This is a genomic window from Tatumella sp. UBA2305 (genome assembly GCF_002345795.1).
Classification (GTDB): domain Bacteria; phylum Pseudomonadota; class Gammaproteobacteria; order Enterobacterales; family Enterobacteriaceae; genus Tatumella; species Tatumella morbirosei.
In genome coordinates, this window is the sequence record NZ_DDVT01000021.1 from 118743 (window position 1) to 134681 (window position 15939).

The window sequence follows — 15939 nt, forward strand, 5'->3', positions numbered from 1 at the left end:
CTGCAACGGTACCGGTGTGCTCAGTGAAATCCCCCGCCTGCAGACCGTCTCTGTTCCTGACTATCAGCTGGTCTACTTTACTGGTGATGTTCCGCAGTATGTCAAAGTCGGCTTATACAAAACCGGCCTGCCTGATCATGGACAGGTGGGGAATATTGCATTGATCTCCAATGACATCGATGATGAACATCATCAGGTAAAATTTCTGTTTGATGCGACCGTTCCGTTTACCCGGCTGGACAGTCCACTGCCGCGGCTACACTGTGGTGAGCAGCTTGTCCATCAGATAATCTATGGTAGTCTGCCACAGATTCCTGACTCCGGCCATGTGGTTGAGCGAATGCTGAAAGGCGACCAGGATAATCTGGTCCCTGTCAGCAAAAGGAGCCGATGGCTGAACCCGTTTATCGCCGGTTTCAGTCGCAAGACGCTCCGGACATTTATGGAATCAGAATCCCATCAACAGATGTTGCAGGGTAACGCTAAAGGTCTGAGCGGGAAATTGCTGAGTGAGAAACTGAGCCGGAGTTTGTCAGAACCTTACATCGAAGAGCCGCTCTCCAGCCTCCGTTCGCTGAGCCAGGCGATTCAGAACTGGTCAGTGATCAAATGGATTATTTTCGGCAGCCTGTTCAGTTGGCTGTTGATGCCGTTGTTTACCGCATGGAATCATGCCTGGTTTCCTGATCCGGAAACCGGCAGAAGCTACCTGACGCCTTTTACCCGCGGACAGTCAGCAACATATTCTGGTCTCTCTGGAGCTGTCAGGGCGTTATTGTGGAGTATTTGTGGCGGCAGCAGGTCTGATGATTCCCGCACTGGGCTATGGCTGGCGCCGGTTTTGGGCCAGACGATGCCTTGCGCGCGAATGGTCACAGTGGAGTCAGGCAAAAGTAGGTGGACGCCATCACTGGTGGCTCAGCCTGCTGGCCAGCCTGTTGCTGAACGGGGTATAGCTGGCCCTGTTGCCGATCTGGCTGACGCCATCGGAAGAGCTGTTTAACAAGGTTCCCTTATGACTCAGGCCCTGCAGATTTTACATTTTATCGGTCAGCGTTAGAGCGATTGTTTATGGCGTTGTGGTGATTCCGCAACGCCATAAAACGCCCGCATAAGGCGATTACTGCCCCAGATCGCGCAGTTTTTTCCCGGCCATCAGGTTTCTTTCGATATGTTCCAGCGTAATGCCTTTAGTTTCCGGTACCAGCAGGAAGGTGATCACGATAAACAGCAGATTAAAACCGGTGTACAGCCAGAAGGTCCCGGCAGCCCCTATCGAACCCAGTAAAGACAGGAAGGTCGCTCCGATAATCATGTTCGCCACCCAGTTAGTAGTGGTAGAACAGGTGATTCCGAAGTCGCGGCATTTCAGCGGCTGAATCTCGGAACAGAGGATCCACACCACCGGTGCAGCACTCATCGCGTAACCACCAATGCAAAGCATGGTCATACCGACAGAGACCCATGACAATCCGGAGCTGATCTGCCCTTCTCCGGCTTTCATCAGGCAATAACCCAGTACCAGGGTGGCAAATGCCATCACACTAAAGCCAATTTTGAGGATAGGTTTCCGGCCGGCCTTATCCACAGTCAACACGGCAATAAAAGTGGCAAACATAAATGTCAGCCCGACCACCACGGTGGCGATCATCTGCTGCTGGGTGCTCTGGAATCCGGCCATTTTGAAAATCTGTGGCGCGTAATACATGATGATATTCATTCCGGTAAACTGCTGCATACCCTGCAATAACATCCCCAGAAACACCACCCGCCGGACATTCCGGTTGCTCCTGAACAGCGCAAAACCACTCTGTTTCATCCGCAGGCTTTCCCTGATTTCGTTGAGCTCCTGACGGGCTTTTTCAGAGGTGTCACGTAACATACGTAACACTTCCTCCGCTTCTACATGCAGCCCTTTGGCTGCAAGCCAGCGCGGGCTGTTAGGTAAAAAAATCACCATAAACAACAATACCACCGCAGGAATGGCCAGAACCCCCAGCATGGCACGCCAGTTGCCGCTGTAGCTGAATACCGTATCCGACAGAAATGCCACCACAATCCCAAACGTGATCATTAGCTGGTACAGGCTAATCATCTTGCCGCGTACCTGTTCAGTGGCCATTTCTGAGAGATACAGGGGGGCACTGTAAGACGCGATACCCACTGCCAGCCCCAGTAACACCCTGAAAGTCAGCAACATATCCACTCCACTGGCAAATGCGGAGCCGAGAGATCCAATGATAAACAGCACGGCCCCCGCCATCAGGCTGTATTTGCGCCCCAGACGATGCGAAACCCAGCCGTTGCACAGTGCCCCCAATGCTGCCCCCAGCATCATACTGCTGACCACCCACTCCTGCAGATGACTGGAAAGCTGAAAGTGTTCAGTAATAAAGGGTAATGCTCCGGAAATCACCCCGATATCCAGTCCGAACAGCAACCCGGCCAGTGCCGCAGAAACCGAAACGAACAGATTCATTTTTCTGACTTTTGACTGGTGGTCAGCATCGTAGCCCACCACATGATTTACCTGAGACATAGTTAAGCCCCGCTTATTCAGCATCTATTGGGCCAGCTTACAAATCAGATATCGCGGGGGGTTAGAGACTAAGCATCCGTGGATATGGACAATTTAACTGAAACAGATACTCCTGTGACGGAGATCTCACTCATCTGTTGGGGAATGACACAAACCCTGTAACACAATGACATATTTAGCAGTTCTTCCGACGACGCGCGGAGCACTGTCTCAGATACGAGGTTCAGAACAATTAAAAGCGGTATACCCTCTGACGTGCAGCCCGTTAGATATGGAGCATTTACCTGAGTCACGGTAAGCCAGTGGATAACTGCAAGGAGTCAGGAAGAGGGAATGAGCAGCCCTTTCAGTTTTAAGCCCGACGGTCAACGTAACAAGCAGTCGCGTATTGCTAACAGCAGATCCGGATCCCCTAAAAACCGTGGATTATCAGATGTGAAGCCCTCCACGGCAGATAACCACTGCCCCCTCAGAAGCATTCTGTTAATTATCAATTAAAATCATTAATTTAAGAAACTCAGGCGAATCAATAAAAAAACCAGACATGTGAAAATGCTGAAGACTTCACACCTTCTTGTTACATTTGTACATCTTTGAACGCAATTAAGTTACAAAAAAGGCAAGGTCAGATAATTCTGTTGGGTATATAGTTTGTTTTTAACATCGAAATGATGCGTTTGAAAAATGAAGTTGTTTATTAAAATTGCTTGTCGGTTTGCGGTTAAAATCAATACACTGCTCACTACAGCATTGCTTATTCTGCCAAAAAACAATAACAGAACAGCCCTGTCTTCAGTATTTATCTGCAGATTTACCTGGTTAATATCCTCATCTCCTCCCTCTGGCTTTACTGTCTGACCGGTAATTCTCCTCTCCGGCCTCGCCTTTATTTTAAGGTAATCGCTTGTCAGGTGAAATAATTAAAATATCGCACTGAAATAACTCTTTATGAGTCATTTCCTGGTGCTCACAGCTCATTTTCTCTGATGGAGGAGTCAGTGAATAGTAACATCATTCGTGATCTTGTAGTATGGGTTGAATCTCATCTTGAAGATAACCTGCAGCTCGACGATATTGCAGAAAAATCCGGCTATTCTAAATGGCATTTACAACGGGTTTTTAAGGAAACGACCAGTATGACTCTCGGGAATTATGTACGACAACGTCGTTTATCCCGGGTCGCGATCGATTTAAGATTAACCAGTCATAGTATTATTAATATTGCGGAAAAATATTGTTTTGACTCCCCTCAGTCATTTTCACGAGCCTTTAAAAGTCATTTTAAAATCTCGCCCGGGGGTTACCGGCGTTCGGAATACTGGATAACTCAGGGAATTTTACCTGCGCTCTACACCAGTATTCATCATGCTTCGGGCCTCGCTAACCCCGGGTTTGGCGCTTCTCTTCCTTGTCGCCACATCGGGCCACTGCACTGTGATGTTATTCCGGTGAAATTTTATTAAATGACTGACAAAGAGTGATACATAGCCATCGGATTAATGGTTATTTATCAGGGGGTAAAAATAACATAGCTCAAGTGATTAATGACAGAGAGCGCTTTTTGATGCGTGTGGCTGATTTTCCCGGATTACCGCCGGTATTTGAATTCACGATACTCATTAGCGGATACAGAGAATAGCCATAAATGTTAATTCCCAGGAAAAAAACTCGTTGTCCCTGTTATGGCAGAGGACTAAGATCTGTTTCGCAGATGATGCAGACAATTAAATTTAAAAATAGTGGTATTAAAAAATGAAACCTGTACGGTTCGCAGCAATAGCAGTCGCGTTATTTACTATCAGCTCCACCTCGTTTGCCGCCACAGAAATCAGTAAGAATGAGTCATCCGGTCTGAAAAGCCTGGGAAATATAAATGTGATACAAAATATGGAAGATATCCATGAAAATGACATTTCCCGTAAAGCCGATGCCGCAGGTGCTGATTACTATGTGATTAACACCTCCGGATCTATTGGAAATGGCTCAAACAGTATAATTAGCGCGACAATCTTTGCTAAGAATAAATAGTTACTCACTGTTATCAATAATATTGAGTGAGATATGGCCACCTGCGGGTGGCTTTTATATTTCGGTCGCAACAGATAATTAATCAGATAATGAAAAAAGGCTCTCCGGCCAGACCACTGATAGTCGGCATTCACCGTAGTTAACTGGCATCTTCCCCGAAATCCCCTCCTCTGACCCCGCCACATGCCACCCTGGCAGCCCAACTTCTTAACGATCATTTTGCCGGCATTCTGCTTTATAAATTTTATGGTAGATCCTAATGGCCGCGCAGGCGCGCACCATAGCCATTGTCGATATTCATGGTCATGATAGCGCCACTGCAACTGGCCAGACAGGAAGATAACGCCACCTGACCACCTGCAGCCCCACCGTATCCCACAGGGGCTGGCACCGCGATAATGGGGGCGTCAATGAGTCCGGCCAGCACGGTCGGCAGAAGGCGATAAATTAAAAAACGGCAGCAATTCCGGAGATACCCTCTGTTAACCAGTGAATACCGAAAATATGCCCGGAATTCCGGGCATATTAAACAAGGATGTGATTATTTCAGACGTTGGGTAAGGCTGGCGTGAATGGTTTTGATTTCCCCTTTCGCGCCTTCGCCCCGGTAGACCATCGAGGTATCATAACGCTGATATTTCTCCTCCCGCGCCGCACTGAACCAGTTAAATGAGCCTATACACAGCATGGCATCGTCACCTACTACAATTTTACTGTGTACACGGTCCACCAACCGGGTCACTATTCCCTGTTCATTCAGCCGGTTCAACGCCTCAGTCAACCTTTGCTGTTTCTCGCGATATTTTACTTCGTCATCGTCTTCGGTATTAAAACTTTCATCTGTCACCACGGTGACAGAGACTCCCCGTGCGATGGCCCGGATCATCGATTCCAGAAAACCGGTCTGCTCCAGCCTTCTCCAGCGCAACCACGGAGAGACAATCAGGATGCTGCGAGTCACACCGGCGAACGAGTCATGAAGGAATTCATCATGTTGTTCTACCCCATGCAAGGTGGTGACTGGCGTGTGATCATCGATTAAGTCCTGACGCTCGGGGAATTCGAAGACCAGGGCGTTACCGGCTACTGCAAACAGGTATTTTGCCAGTAATCCACGCGGCGAGGATGGCGGCTGAATCTCAAACAGGTCCATATCACCAAACACCAGGAAGCTGTCTTTGGCGCGAGAGACAGCAACGTTCAGCATGCTGTTGCTGCTGTCGATAAAACCACCATCGTCATGCTTGGAATACACCGGCGAGAACAACACAATGGCCCGCTCAGCCCCCTGCAGAGAATGCACCGTACCGACAGTCAGCGAGCTTTCCCCCCCGTCAACGGTGATACCCCGGGCAGCCAGAGCAGATTTTATTGCTGTGACCTGTGCCGCAAACGGGGTGACTACGCCGACCAGACTATGTATTGGCTTGCCGTAGTAGTCTTCAATACCCTGCTGATTTTCAGAAAGCCAGGCTGCAATAATTTCAGCTTCAAAACTGTTATAGCGGCTGCCGCTGGTCGCCTGCTGACACAGACCATCAATATGTAAATAACCCATCGCCGGGAACAATGTCTCTTTTTGCGTACCCCGTTTAGGCTGTAACTTACCGTGATAACTCAGCTCATTACAGTAACCGATAATATTGTCGAAACAACGGCGGTGTTCGTACAGATACATGCCCCGGGCCAGGTCCGGATCGTAGTGATAGCGGGAAGCAAACTGGGCTATTTTCATCACACTGCCGGAAGCCGAACTTTTCCCCGAATCACCTGCCCGCCGGTAGGCTTCAGCCAGATGTTCCTGAGTGTCGCCCTGCAGGATACCCGCTTCCAGCATATTGCCTATATCAATGGCCGGGGTGCTGCTCCAGATTGGGGCGATTTGTTCCGTGTCGCCTATTATCAGCGCTTTTTTTGCCAGCGCAAAAGATGCCGCTGCGACTTCCGGCAGAACCTGACCGGCTTCATCAACAATCAGTAAATCGGCCAGGTTATAAAAATAGCTTTTATCAAACGGCAGTCCCTGTCCGGCAAATTCGCTGGTTTTCATATGATTAGGCAGCATATAGCAGGTCATCACCACACAGGGCGTGAGTTTCATTCTGCGCTGCCAACGGGCCTGGACACTTTTTGCCCCGGTACGGGTTTTCTCTTTGGCAGGATTGTCAATATCGGCCATATCCTGAAGCCAGCGTCCTTCCCAGTAGTGGGTCGCCAGCAGAAAGGCAGGGAAACGAATCTTTAAATCAGCAAGTTCATCTGCCTGCGCGAGGTTCAGTTCCTGTTCACCGGTATGCCCCAGTGTCTGGCAGATCTCCTGCCAGTTCCGGACGGCCGCCTGTTCCTCAGCGATAGCCTGCTCTGCATGATCAATCTGCTGCTGATACTGCTGCTGAAGGTTCTGGCTCTGAACAATCAGGGAATCAATATAGGCATCGACACCTTCCGGTAATTTGCCCTGAAAACCCGCCATCCGATCCCCGAGAATTTCATCCAGTAACAGTTTAATCTGGTAACCACGGCGGGTACGAATGGAAGGAAGCCAGCCGAACAGCGTAAAAATCATCGATTCACTGGCCCGGTATTCCTGCCATTTTTTACGGCTGAGGATAAACTGTTCGGTTTCACGGCTACTCTGGAGTAACAGCTGCTGTTTATCAGCAATATAGTGTTGAGGATTTTCACTGACCGCCATTAACTGCTGGCGGGCTTGTTGCAGGAGCTGCCATTGCTGGCCGACAGACTGTAACCGTTCAGACAAACCGGTTAACTGCTGGTGTAGCAACTCAGTGACCTGTCCGGCGGACTCACATTTCTCCTGCGGGAAAGCGGCGCGGGCTTTTTGCAGATAGTAAGCCTGAGCGGTTTCGGTATAAACCTTAGATTCCACAGAGTTGAAGAAGTCTTCGGTCTGGTATTTTTTTGCTGCTTCGGCCTTACCCCGTGAAGAGGGGAAATAAGCGCCATAGCTCTGCAAACCGGGCAGCCAGCGGCCTGCCATCGCGCCACTGCCGGTCCCAAAGTCTTTACCAAAGGCTTCAATAATATTAGTGACGGCCTGATTATTGGTTGATGTGGCAATCACTATCGGTGGTTCGGATTGATTAAGCGCCGCATTGGCCCATTCAGTCGCGATAATCGACAGAACCAGTGTTGTTTTTCCGGTTCCCGGCGGGCCGTTCACCGCAAGAATATCGCCGGTTTGTTGGGTCAGATAATGGCTGAGCGCATCCCGCTGGGCCATCGCCAGAGGAAACTTATCGCCGGAGTGTCCCAACCGCCGGGCAAACTGAGCATTGTCACCCAGCAACGGTTCAGACGGAGAGGGTTCCGTGGCGGCAAAGCGCGACAATAACGGAACCTCTTTTTTAGATTTCAGCAGATGATCATACAGACCAAGGATATGAAAACCTGCCCCCGCCGCCTGGCTTTCCTTGATTACATAGCCGTATTCGGCCTGCTCATAATGTTCATGTGCATCCAGCCATTTTCCGGCCACATGCGCCAGCAGTTGTTCTGACTGTTGAAGATATGCCTGCCACTGCCGCTGATAGCCGGCATGCCTTTGTAACTGCTGCTGTTCTGTTTCGGTTTCCGGCGGGGTTTGACCTTCGTCTGCAGAATAGTCAGAACTATGGGTGGTCTGGTACTTATCATACTGCGCCATTTCACCAACCGAGAACACGCCCTGTGGCAGGGGTTCCAGCAGATCACGAGGGATGGAGGCATCTGCGGCAGGGATTAAAAAACCTTCACGATTTAACCGGGCGGAAAGCACCAGTGGCGTGACTACATCCGGAGCCCCGGCCGCTGGCTTTTTACCATGCTGTCGTTGCAGCATCCACGCCTGTGGCCTGAGCATCACCTCAACCGTCATGACATCAGTATCTTCACCGGCAAAGTAATCACGGACAATATCTTCTGCTAATCGTCCGCTTTCGGCATCCCGCCACTGGCAGAATTTATCTGCATCACCAGACCTGAATCCCCCTTTACCGGAATCTGCATCCGCTAAAGTATTCCGCCAGTAGGAAGTAAATCCTTTAGTATTACTGTCCATTAACCATCCCATATCTTTTATAAATTTGTTGATTTTATTGGTATAAATACAAGTTATGGCTAACTATTGTCCATGCCATGAGGCCGAACGCAACAATTTATTTACACTAATCTCCTTCGGAGATCGCGCGGCGAATCATTTATCGGCCGGGAGATTCCCGCGGCTCACTAACGGGGATTCCGTTGGGTAGCACTGTTATCAGCAGTGCAGAGTGAATTATCTCTCCCCCGTAGCAAACGGCCAGCCGGGGATTGACTCCGCACCTGAAACCGGTGACTACCGGCTCACGCCAAAATGATAACCGAAGAGGAATTAATGACGAGGCTGGCCGTTATTTCTGATATTCACAACAATATAGTCTCGCTGGATGCAATGCTAAAGGATATTGCCGCTCAGAGCGCTGACCTGATGATTAACCACGATGATATTGTCTCTGGCTGCCTGTGCCCTGCCGAAACCGCCTACCGTTCGATGCCGCCTGATTTTCCGACCATTAAAGACCACCACTTGCGCAAGTGACTGGAATCTGACCCTTAACAGATGAGCCTTTCTGACAACATGCGTATCAGCAACTGATACCTGAACACTGGCAGTCGCTGAAGCTGAGGCCGGCAGAAATGATCCTGAAAAATGAAGTTCTGAGGGAACATAGTATTCCCGCAATGACCGGATTTATCTGGCAGAAGATTTTTAGATACCTGTTCAGTATCTACAATATTCTGTTTATGAGCCGGCTACTGATAGGTAAATTTAACGATATCTCCGTTTTCCTTTAACCGATAGTACCCTTCATAAGTTTCAAAGGTCATCCCCAGATTCCTGCTATTATTGACAGAAAAAACAGCATCTTTATCAATACAGTTTATCGGCGGTAACATATCATTAAAGCATAACCTGTCATATTTACCCTCTTCTTTGTAGCCCTCACCAAACAACCAGAAAGTCACGTGAAAAGAAGCATCCTGAGAATAATTTGGCGTATTGTATTTCTCTTTTAACATCGCCTGATTCTTCAGCCACCAGTGGATTTTTCCTGTGTCGGTCAACGGAAAACTTTTGACTAACACCGCACTAAACCCATTTCCCCGGTGATGAACCGCAACAATCTCCACCGGGCGCAGTGACAGCCACAGGCAATAACCTGAAATCACCGCCCCGGCCAGTAGCAGCACAATGAAGAATTTTTTAATTTTTCCTGTCATTACGGTTCCCTGTAATTTCAATGGTGGTTTCCATACTGGTCATAAAGAATCTGAAAGCAGGTCTGCCAGTATCCGTATCTTAGATCCTAAACCGGGTTTTTAAGCCCGCCCCGGATTAATACAGCATTCCATATCCCCAGCTGCTGTTGGTGCAGTAAAAATTTTGCACTCTCTTTAAATCAGAACAGTTCTGCACCTGGTTATATTCTGTTTATGAGCCGGCTATGGATAGGTAACTTTAACGATATCTCCGTTTTCCTTTAACCGATAGCGCCCATCATAGGTTGCAAAGATAGTATCCCGATGTCGGTTATTCCAGACAGAAAATACAGCATCTTTTTCAATACAGTTTATCGGCGGTAACATATCATTAAAGCATAACCTGTCATATTTACCCTCTTCTTTGTAGCCCTCACCAAACCGCCAGAAAGTCACGGTAAAATAACCGTCCTCAGGATAATTAGGTATATTGTATTTCTCTTTTAACATCGCCTGATTCTTCAGCCACCAGTGAATTTTTCCGGTGTCGGTCAACGGAAAACTTTTGACTAACACCGCACTAAACCCATTTCCCCGGTGATGAACCGCAACAATCTCCACCGGGCGCAGTGACAGCCACAGGCAATAACCTGAAATCACCGCCCCGGCCAGTAGCAGCACAATGAAGAATTTTTTAATTTTTCCTGTCATTACGGTTCCCTGTAATTTCAATGGTGGTTTCCATATTGGTATAAAGGGCAGTATATTGCACCGCTGCAATACAAGCCGGATACGGTAAAAACTAGCGTAAATGAACCTATTCACGACGGACTTTTATGATCTTACCTGCATCCGACAATTTATAGCGCCCCTCATAGGTAATAAATATTTCTGATTCATAGCCAAATCGTTTAACAGTAAACAGTGGGGTTTTATCGATGCAGTTAATTTTCGTGGGCATATCATCGAAGCAGAGCATATCGTATTTATCTTCTTTATACCCATCACCAAAATCCCAAAAAGTAACATTATAACTTCCATAACCAGCTGGCTTTGGAATGTCATACCGTTTTCCAATTAAATCTTTATTTTTCAACCACCAGGAAATCTTTCCTCTGTCTGTTATGGGAAAACCTTTCACTAAAACATAACTGTAGTTTCCATCGCCATGAACTGCAATAATTTCTACCGGGCGGTATATAAACCACAAAAAGAATCCTGAAAGAACACCTCCAATGATACAGAGAATACGCAGATTATTTTTCATATTAATGTTCATTCCGGCCTCCAGTAATTTCTACCGTAGCTTCCATATTGGTCATATATGGCTTAAATCCAAACTGATTATATCGCTGGAGTACAAACCATATCCGGAATAAGTTGAACTGGCTGAATTTTGCTTTCAGAATATCATCGTTATCCAGACCAAAATGATCCTGCACTTTGTAATGTACTACAGCACGATAACGGTCGTTACTTACATGCAGCGATTTCAGGGTGATATGGGTAGCCCAGGTATCATGAACCGTAATCCCCATCCCGTTAATGTTATCCCGGAGTCGATTGAATTTTGGCAGTATCCCTTCAAGGATTGAGTCTCTTATTTTTACTATTTTTTCTGCCGGAAATTGATCCTTTTCCCAATCCATATTCTTATTTAAAGCATCCTTAATTTTTAATAATATACTACTATCAGTGCTATCATTAAGAATATATTCATACAACGCTCTGTCCAGACTTATATTTCTGAATGGCTGACCATTACCATATTGCATATGAGTGATCATCTTCTCGATCAGGTGCCTGTAAGGGCCATATACCGAGAATACACGTGATAAATCCCTGAATTCATCGAACAGGATTTGGGTACATTGCTGACGGGTGGTCTTTTCCCCCTCCGCATGTGAACCATGAAACATCGACTGCGGCCGTGAAAATGGAGTTATTTTTGTCAGAGAATAAGGGTTGACTCTGGCCGAAACATTGGTGAGATGAAAATTTGCTTTTAACTGAGATTCAGATAAATCACCGCATCGCATATCGCGGGCGCTGTAATCATTCATCCTCTTTTGGGTTTCGAACAGCGTACAGGGAAACTGTAATGCGGCCATAATTATACATTCCTTGTATATTTATCCGGTAACTTCCTCGCAGGAAATCATACGCCAGAAAATGGCAGGGTGTAAACAGCATGGAGAAAATGACCGTCACATTCTTAGCATTACTTTTAGTGGGCAGGTAATAATCCTAAGTTAATCCGGCCATGATTTAACAGATAAGCCATAACAGAAAACTACCGAAACAGAACTTAAAGTGCAGGTAATATCGATATCGGTGTTCCGGAGTTTGCTTATTAGTTCCTATTTCCGGATTAATACGACCAGGGCCACGCTCAGGGTATTTATCAGGATTGATCAGGATTAGCTGATGGTAAGACGATATGCTGTTACTGCACCATCGAAAGCAAGCTGGTTTCTGTGATCTTTGACTTCTGGTCAACCTAACTCATTCACTGGTCATTTTTATTATTCTGCCATTTTTTAAACGGTATTCACCACCATCTACGATAAACAGAGTTCCCAAAATGGCACTATTATATACAAGAAATCATTCCGTAACTTCTGATCAGAGATTAATTTAACCATGACTCTTTTATCACCTGTCATAAGTTTTTTGTCATCAATATTATTAATTTTACATAACCGGAAGATACTGCTCTTCAGAATGTTAGTTATTCAGGACTTTTGTTAGCTCAGCTTCAGCTGTAACGGCATTAAAGTATATATAAAAAAGGTTACTGTTTAACTGATCCGGTTTTGACCATATTTCTTTTCCTCCTAAGTTACGCTGTTGCCTGGTATACCCCAGCGTTTCAAGGTAACAGCGCAACGATGCTGTCCCGGAGGCACCCGCGAAAATAATACTATTTGAAGGCGCATAGCCATCCCCCGGGTGCGATTCGAAATAGAAATTATCCGTGATTCGCGGGGCATTTTGTATCTCACTGTCAGTCAGGATGTGGTAACTGAGGAAATTATCTTGTTTATAGACCACTGTTTTATCTGAGCCAGAGGCGACCAGCCAGACAAACAGCCCAACGAGAATAAACGAGGTGACCGCCAGTAATACGCACCACTTTACACCTTTTAGCAGGATCGTCGTCCCAGTGACCGAAGATGGCTTACCGCTACTCTCCCCCTCATCGAACCGGCATTTAAGCGCAACCCCGTCCTTTATCTCTGTTCTGGTGCTCATTCGTTTATCTCCCTATAAACTCTGACAGCCCATGCTATAGCCTGGTTTTTATACAGCCCAGTGGTCAGTGATGGGATTGTGCAGGATTAGCTGATGGTAAGACGATATGCTGTTACTGCACCATCGAAAGCAATCTGGTTTCTGTGATCTTTGACTGACAGTCAACCAAACTCATTCACTGGCAATTTTTATTATTCTGCCATTTTTTAAACGGTATTCACCACCGTCTACGATAAATATAGTTCCCAGAATGGCACTATTATATACCGAAAAAATAGCATTCTTTTCAATACAATTTACCGGAGCGGGCATATCGTCAAAACAGAGCCTGTCACTGTCTCCTTCTTCTTTATAACCCTCACCAAACAACCAGAAAGTTACAGTAAAATGTCCATCCTTTCCAGGATTTGGAAGATTATATTTCTCTTTCAACATAACCTGATTCTTTAGCCACCAGTGGATTTTTCCTTTATCGGTCAAAGGAAAACTTTTGACTAACACCGCACTAAACCCATTCCCCCGATGATGAACAGCAACAATCTCCGCCGGGCGCAGTGACAGCCACAGGAAAAAAACTGAAATGGCTAAACCAGCGAGTAACAGCGTGACATGTGTTGTTTTTATTCTCCCTGACATTACTCTTCCTTGTAATTAAATAGTGGCTTCCATATTGACCATAAAGGCCCGGGTGAAAATATATTATACTATTGAAAAAATAACCAGTTGCGGAAAATTAATATTTAAAATATTAATTCTGAAATGACGAAGGTACCTCATCCAATGTGATTGCGTAGTTTCTCATCAGGCACTGATTAAACCATGGATCTTTTATTACCTGTGATAAGGATTTTTTTGTCATCAATATTACTGATTAAGAATTTTTCATAACTGAAAGGCCCAATTCTTCAGAATCTTAGTTATTCAGGACTTTTATCAGCTCAGTTTCATTATTGCAGTAATATTAGCACTTCTTTCAATGTACTAACGACAAGCAATAGCAAAGACCAGATTGACATAAAAGTGCTAATATTATGGCGATATACGATTATAAGGGATAGAATATTATCACTATGGCTAAAAAAACCGCTCCATTACTTCCTGATACTAATCGGTTGCTTGCTGAATTCGGTGAGCGTCTCAAGCTTGCGCGTCTGAGGCGTAAACTCACAGCAAAACAGGTGGCGGAGCGAGCAGGAATGTCGCCAATGACTCTGCGTTCTCTCGAATCAGGCGGGGCTGGTGTGACTATCGGGGCTTACTTATGATCTCCTCCCAATATCCCTGCCAGGCTAAATCAGAGGATCTGACCTTTTTGATGACTTCGGGCAAATTCCGCCGGAGTCAGGTTATTTAATGATGAATGCGGCCGGTAATGATTATATTCCTGCCGCCACTGTTCGATTTTTTCCCGGGCATCATCAAGTGACAGGAACCAGTGAACGTTCAGACATTCATCTCTCAGGCTGCCATTAAATGATTCGATAAGCGCATTATCCGTGGGTTTCCCCGGGCGGGAGAAGTCCATGGTAACCCCGTTTTCACAGGCCCACCTGTCCATAGGTTTTGAGATAAATTCGCTACCGTTGTCTGTCTGCAGCCTTTGCGGGGTACGCCCTGAGGACTGCTTTAAACGCTCCATTACGGCAACCACATCATCACCCCGTAACCCCTGGCCGACCTCGATCGCCAGACATTCACGACTAAAATTATCGACTACAGTCAGCGCCCTGATCCGGCGTCCGTTGAACAGATTATCAGCAACGAAATCCATGCTCCAGCACTGATCCACAGCAACCACTTCCGGTCGTGATTTCCTGTGCCTGGCGGTGACATGCCTGCGGGGACGTTTTGACCGTAAATTCAGTCCTTCCAGGCAGTAAATCCGGTGGGTTTTCTTATGGTTAACCCGCCAGCCCTCACGGCGAAGGAGGATATGAATACGCTCACAGCCATAGCGTATCCGGGTCTCAGCAATTTCCCTTATTCGCTGCGTCAGCGCCCGGTCGTCACGGCAACTGCGGTAGTGGTAAACCGTACGGCTCTGCATCATCAGTTCGCATCCCCGGCGAACCCCGACACGGTACGCTGCCAGCAGATATTCCACGGCCTCACGCTTCTGCACCGGCCTCAGAACTTTTTTCGGATGACATCCTGAAGCATTTCCTTGTCCAGACTCAGATCAGCCACCAGACGTTTCAGACGATGGTTCTCCTCCTCCAGCTGCCTCAGACGGCGTAATTCAGTCCCCCCCATGCCGCCGAATTTCTTCTTCCAGTTGTAAAAAGTCGCCTCAGAAATCCCCATCTTTCTGCAGACTTCCTCGACCCGGGTGCCGGTTTCTGCCTGTTTCAGCGCAAAAGCTATCTGTTCTTCCGTATAACGTGTCTTTTTCATGCCGGATGACCTCATTTAATGAGAGAAAGAAAAGCCGGAAACTCCACTTTACACCGGGACTGAACAAAGGGAAGAGATCAATTAGTCAGCGATGGCAGTAAAAAACAAGTTTTTGACCATCTTTCTCTAGAGCATGTGCTACCGCAGAATCCCCCACTAACCTCAGAGTGGATGAAATGGTTTCCTGACGCGGAAGAACGAGACGACTGGACACATCGTCTCGCTAATCTGGTACCCTTACACATTCGCAAGAATCCAGCAGCCAGTAACTATGACTTTGCTACCAAAAAGAACGTTTACTTTAAGGGTAAAGGAGTCGCATCTCCATTCGTTTTAACCCAAGAGGTCAGGTCAGAAGACAATTGGACTCCAAATATTTTAGCTAAACGCCAGCGACACTTATTAAACGTATTTATAGAACATTGGCATCTCGCTGCCCCTGATGACGAAATAGCAACTGGGCTAGCGGTGAGTTAAGGAAC

The 15939-nt window shown here is 46.8% G+C and carries 13 protein-coding genes and 2 pseudogenes; 6 read left to right on the plus strand and 9 right to left on the minus strand.

Features of this window, described 5'->3' with window-relative positions:
• Nucleotides 1-16: 16 nt before the first annotated feature.
• The gene (locus tag B3Z23_RS14455; RefSeq protein WP_294911394.1) at nt 17-1003 is read left to right on the plus strand and encodes a hypothetical protein; all 987 of its coding nucleotides are present in this window, start codon (nt 17-19) and stop codon (nt 1001-1003) included.
• A 117-nt stretch (nt 1004-1120) separates the two neighbouring features.
• Here B3Z23_RS14455 and B3Z23_RS14460 read toward each other — a convergent pair whose 3' ends face one another.
• The gene (locus tag B3Z23_RS14460) at nt 1121-2539 is read right to left on the minus strand and encodes a sugar porter family MFS transporter (protein ID WP_294911395.1); all 1419 of its coding nucleotides are present in this window, start codon (nt 2537-2539) and stop codon (nt 1121-1123) included.
• Nucleotides 2540-3537: 998 nt separating this feature from the next.
• Here B3Z23_RS14460 and B3Z23_RS14465 point away from each other — a divergent pair.
• Complete coding sequence (locus B3Z23_RS14465; RefSeq protein ID WP_294911398.1) at nt 3538-4002, plus strand: helix-turn-helix domain-containing protein; 465 nt, start codon at nt 3538-3540, stop codon at nt 4000-4002.
• A gap of 289 nt (nt 4003-4291) precedes the next feature.
• Complete coding sequence (locus B3Z23_RS14470) at nt 4292-4567, plus strand: YdgH/BhsA/McbA-like domain containing protein (RefSeq protein ID WP_294911400.1); 276 nt, start codon at nt 4292-4294, stop codon at nt 4565-4567.
• 541 nt (nt 4568-5108) lie between these two features.
• On the opposite strand, the gene B3Z23_RS14475 is transcribed toward B3Z23_RS14470, so the two are convergent.
• Nucleotides 5109-8627, minus strand: coding sequence for an AAA domain-containing protein (locus B3Z23_RS14475; RefSeq protein WP_294911401.1), 3519 nt, complete (start codon nt 8625-8627; stop codon nt 5109-5111).
• Between the two features lie 315 nt (nt 8628-8942).
• On the opposite strand from B3Z23_RS14475, the gene B3Z23_RS14480 reads away from it, so the two are divergent.
• Nucleotides 8943-9146: a hypothetical protein gene (locus B3Z23_RS14480; protein ID WP_294911402.1), complete on the plus strand. Its 204-nt coding sequence runs from the start codon at nt 8943-8945 to the stop codon at nt 9144-9146.
• Nucleotides 9147-9361: 215 nt separating this feature from the next.
• On the opposite strand, the gene B3Z23_RS14485 is transcribed toward B3Z23_RS14480, so the two are convergent.
• From B3Z23_RS14485 to B3Z23_RS14510, 6 genes are all read right to left on the minus strand, one after another.
• Nucleotides 9362-9829 carry a DUF943 family protein gene (locus B3Z23_RS14485; protein ID WP_294911404.1) on the minus strand — a complete coding sequence of 156 codons (468 nt, stop codon included), beginning with the start codon at nt 9827-9829 and terminating at the stop codon, nt 9362-9364.
• Nucleotides 9830-10051: 222 nt separating this feature from the next.
• On the minus strand, nt 10052-10519 hold the full coding sequence (locus B3Z23_RS14490) for a DUF943 family protein (RefSeq protein WP_294911407.1): 468 nt from the start codon (nt 10517-10519) through the stop codon (nt 10052-10054).
• A 106-nt stretch (nt 10520-10625) separates the two neighbouring features.
• Nucleotides 10626-11087, minus strand: coding sequence for a DUF943 family protein (locus B3Z23_RS14495; RefSeq protein WP_038017089.1), 462 nt, complete (start codon nt 11085-11087; stop codon nt 10626-10628).
• Entirely contained in the window at nt 11077-11919 is an 843-nt protein-coding gene (locus tag B3Z23_RS14500) for a DUF3289 family protein (RefSeq protein WP_294911409.1), read from the minus strand. Before B3Z23_RS14500 ends, B3Z23_RS14495 begins: the two co-directional genes overlap by 11 nt.
• A 616-nt stretch (nt 11920-12535) precedes the next feature.
• A complete protein-coding gene (locus B3Z23_RS14505; protein ID WP_294911412.1) occupies nt 12536-13063 on the minus strand; it encodes a hypothetical protein in 528 nt (175 codons plus the stop codon).
• A gap of 171 nt (nt 13064-13234) precedes the next feature.
• On the minus strand, nt 13235-13699 hold the full coding sequence (locus tag B3Z23_RS14510) for a DUF943 family protein (protein ID WP_294911415.1): 465 nt from the start codon (nt 13697-13699) through the stop codon (nt 13235-13237).
• A gap of 434 nt (nt 13700-14133) precedes the next feature.
• On the opposite strand from B3Z23_RS14510, the pseudogene B3Z23_RS14515 reads away from it, so the two are divergent.
• Nucleotides 14134-14325: pseudogene (locus B3Z23_RS14515) on the plus strand (helix-turn-helix domain-containing protein); the annotation flags it as partial.
• A gap of 32 nt (nt 14326-14357) precedes the next feature.
• Here the strand turns inward: B3Z23_RS14515 and B3Z23_RS14520 are convergent.
• A protein-coding gene (locus B3Z23_RS14520) for an IS3 family transposase (protein WP_414716495.1) occupies nt 14358-15457 on the minus strand; the annotation gives its coding sequence in 2 pieces (ribosomal slippage) (nt 14358-15202 and nt 15202-15457; 1101 coding nt in all).
• 114 nt (nt 15458-15571) lie between these two features.
• Between B3Z23_RS14520 and B3Z23_RS14525 the strand changes: the two are divergent.
• Nucleotides 15572-15934 (plus strand): annotated as a pseudogene (locus B3Z23_RS14525) (HNH endonuclease family protein); the annotation flags it as partial.
• Nucleotides 15935-15939: the final 5 nt, after the last annotated feature.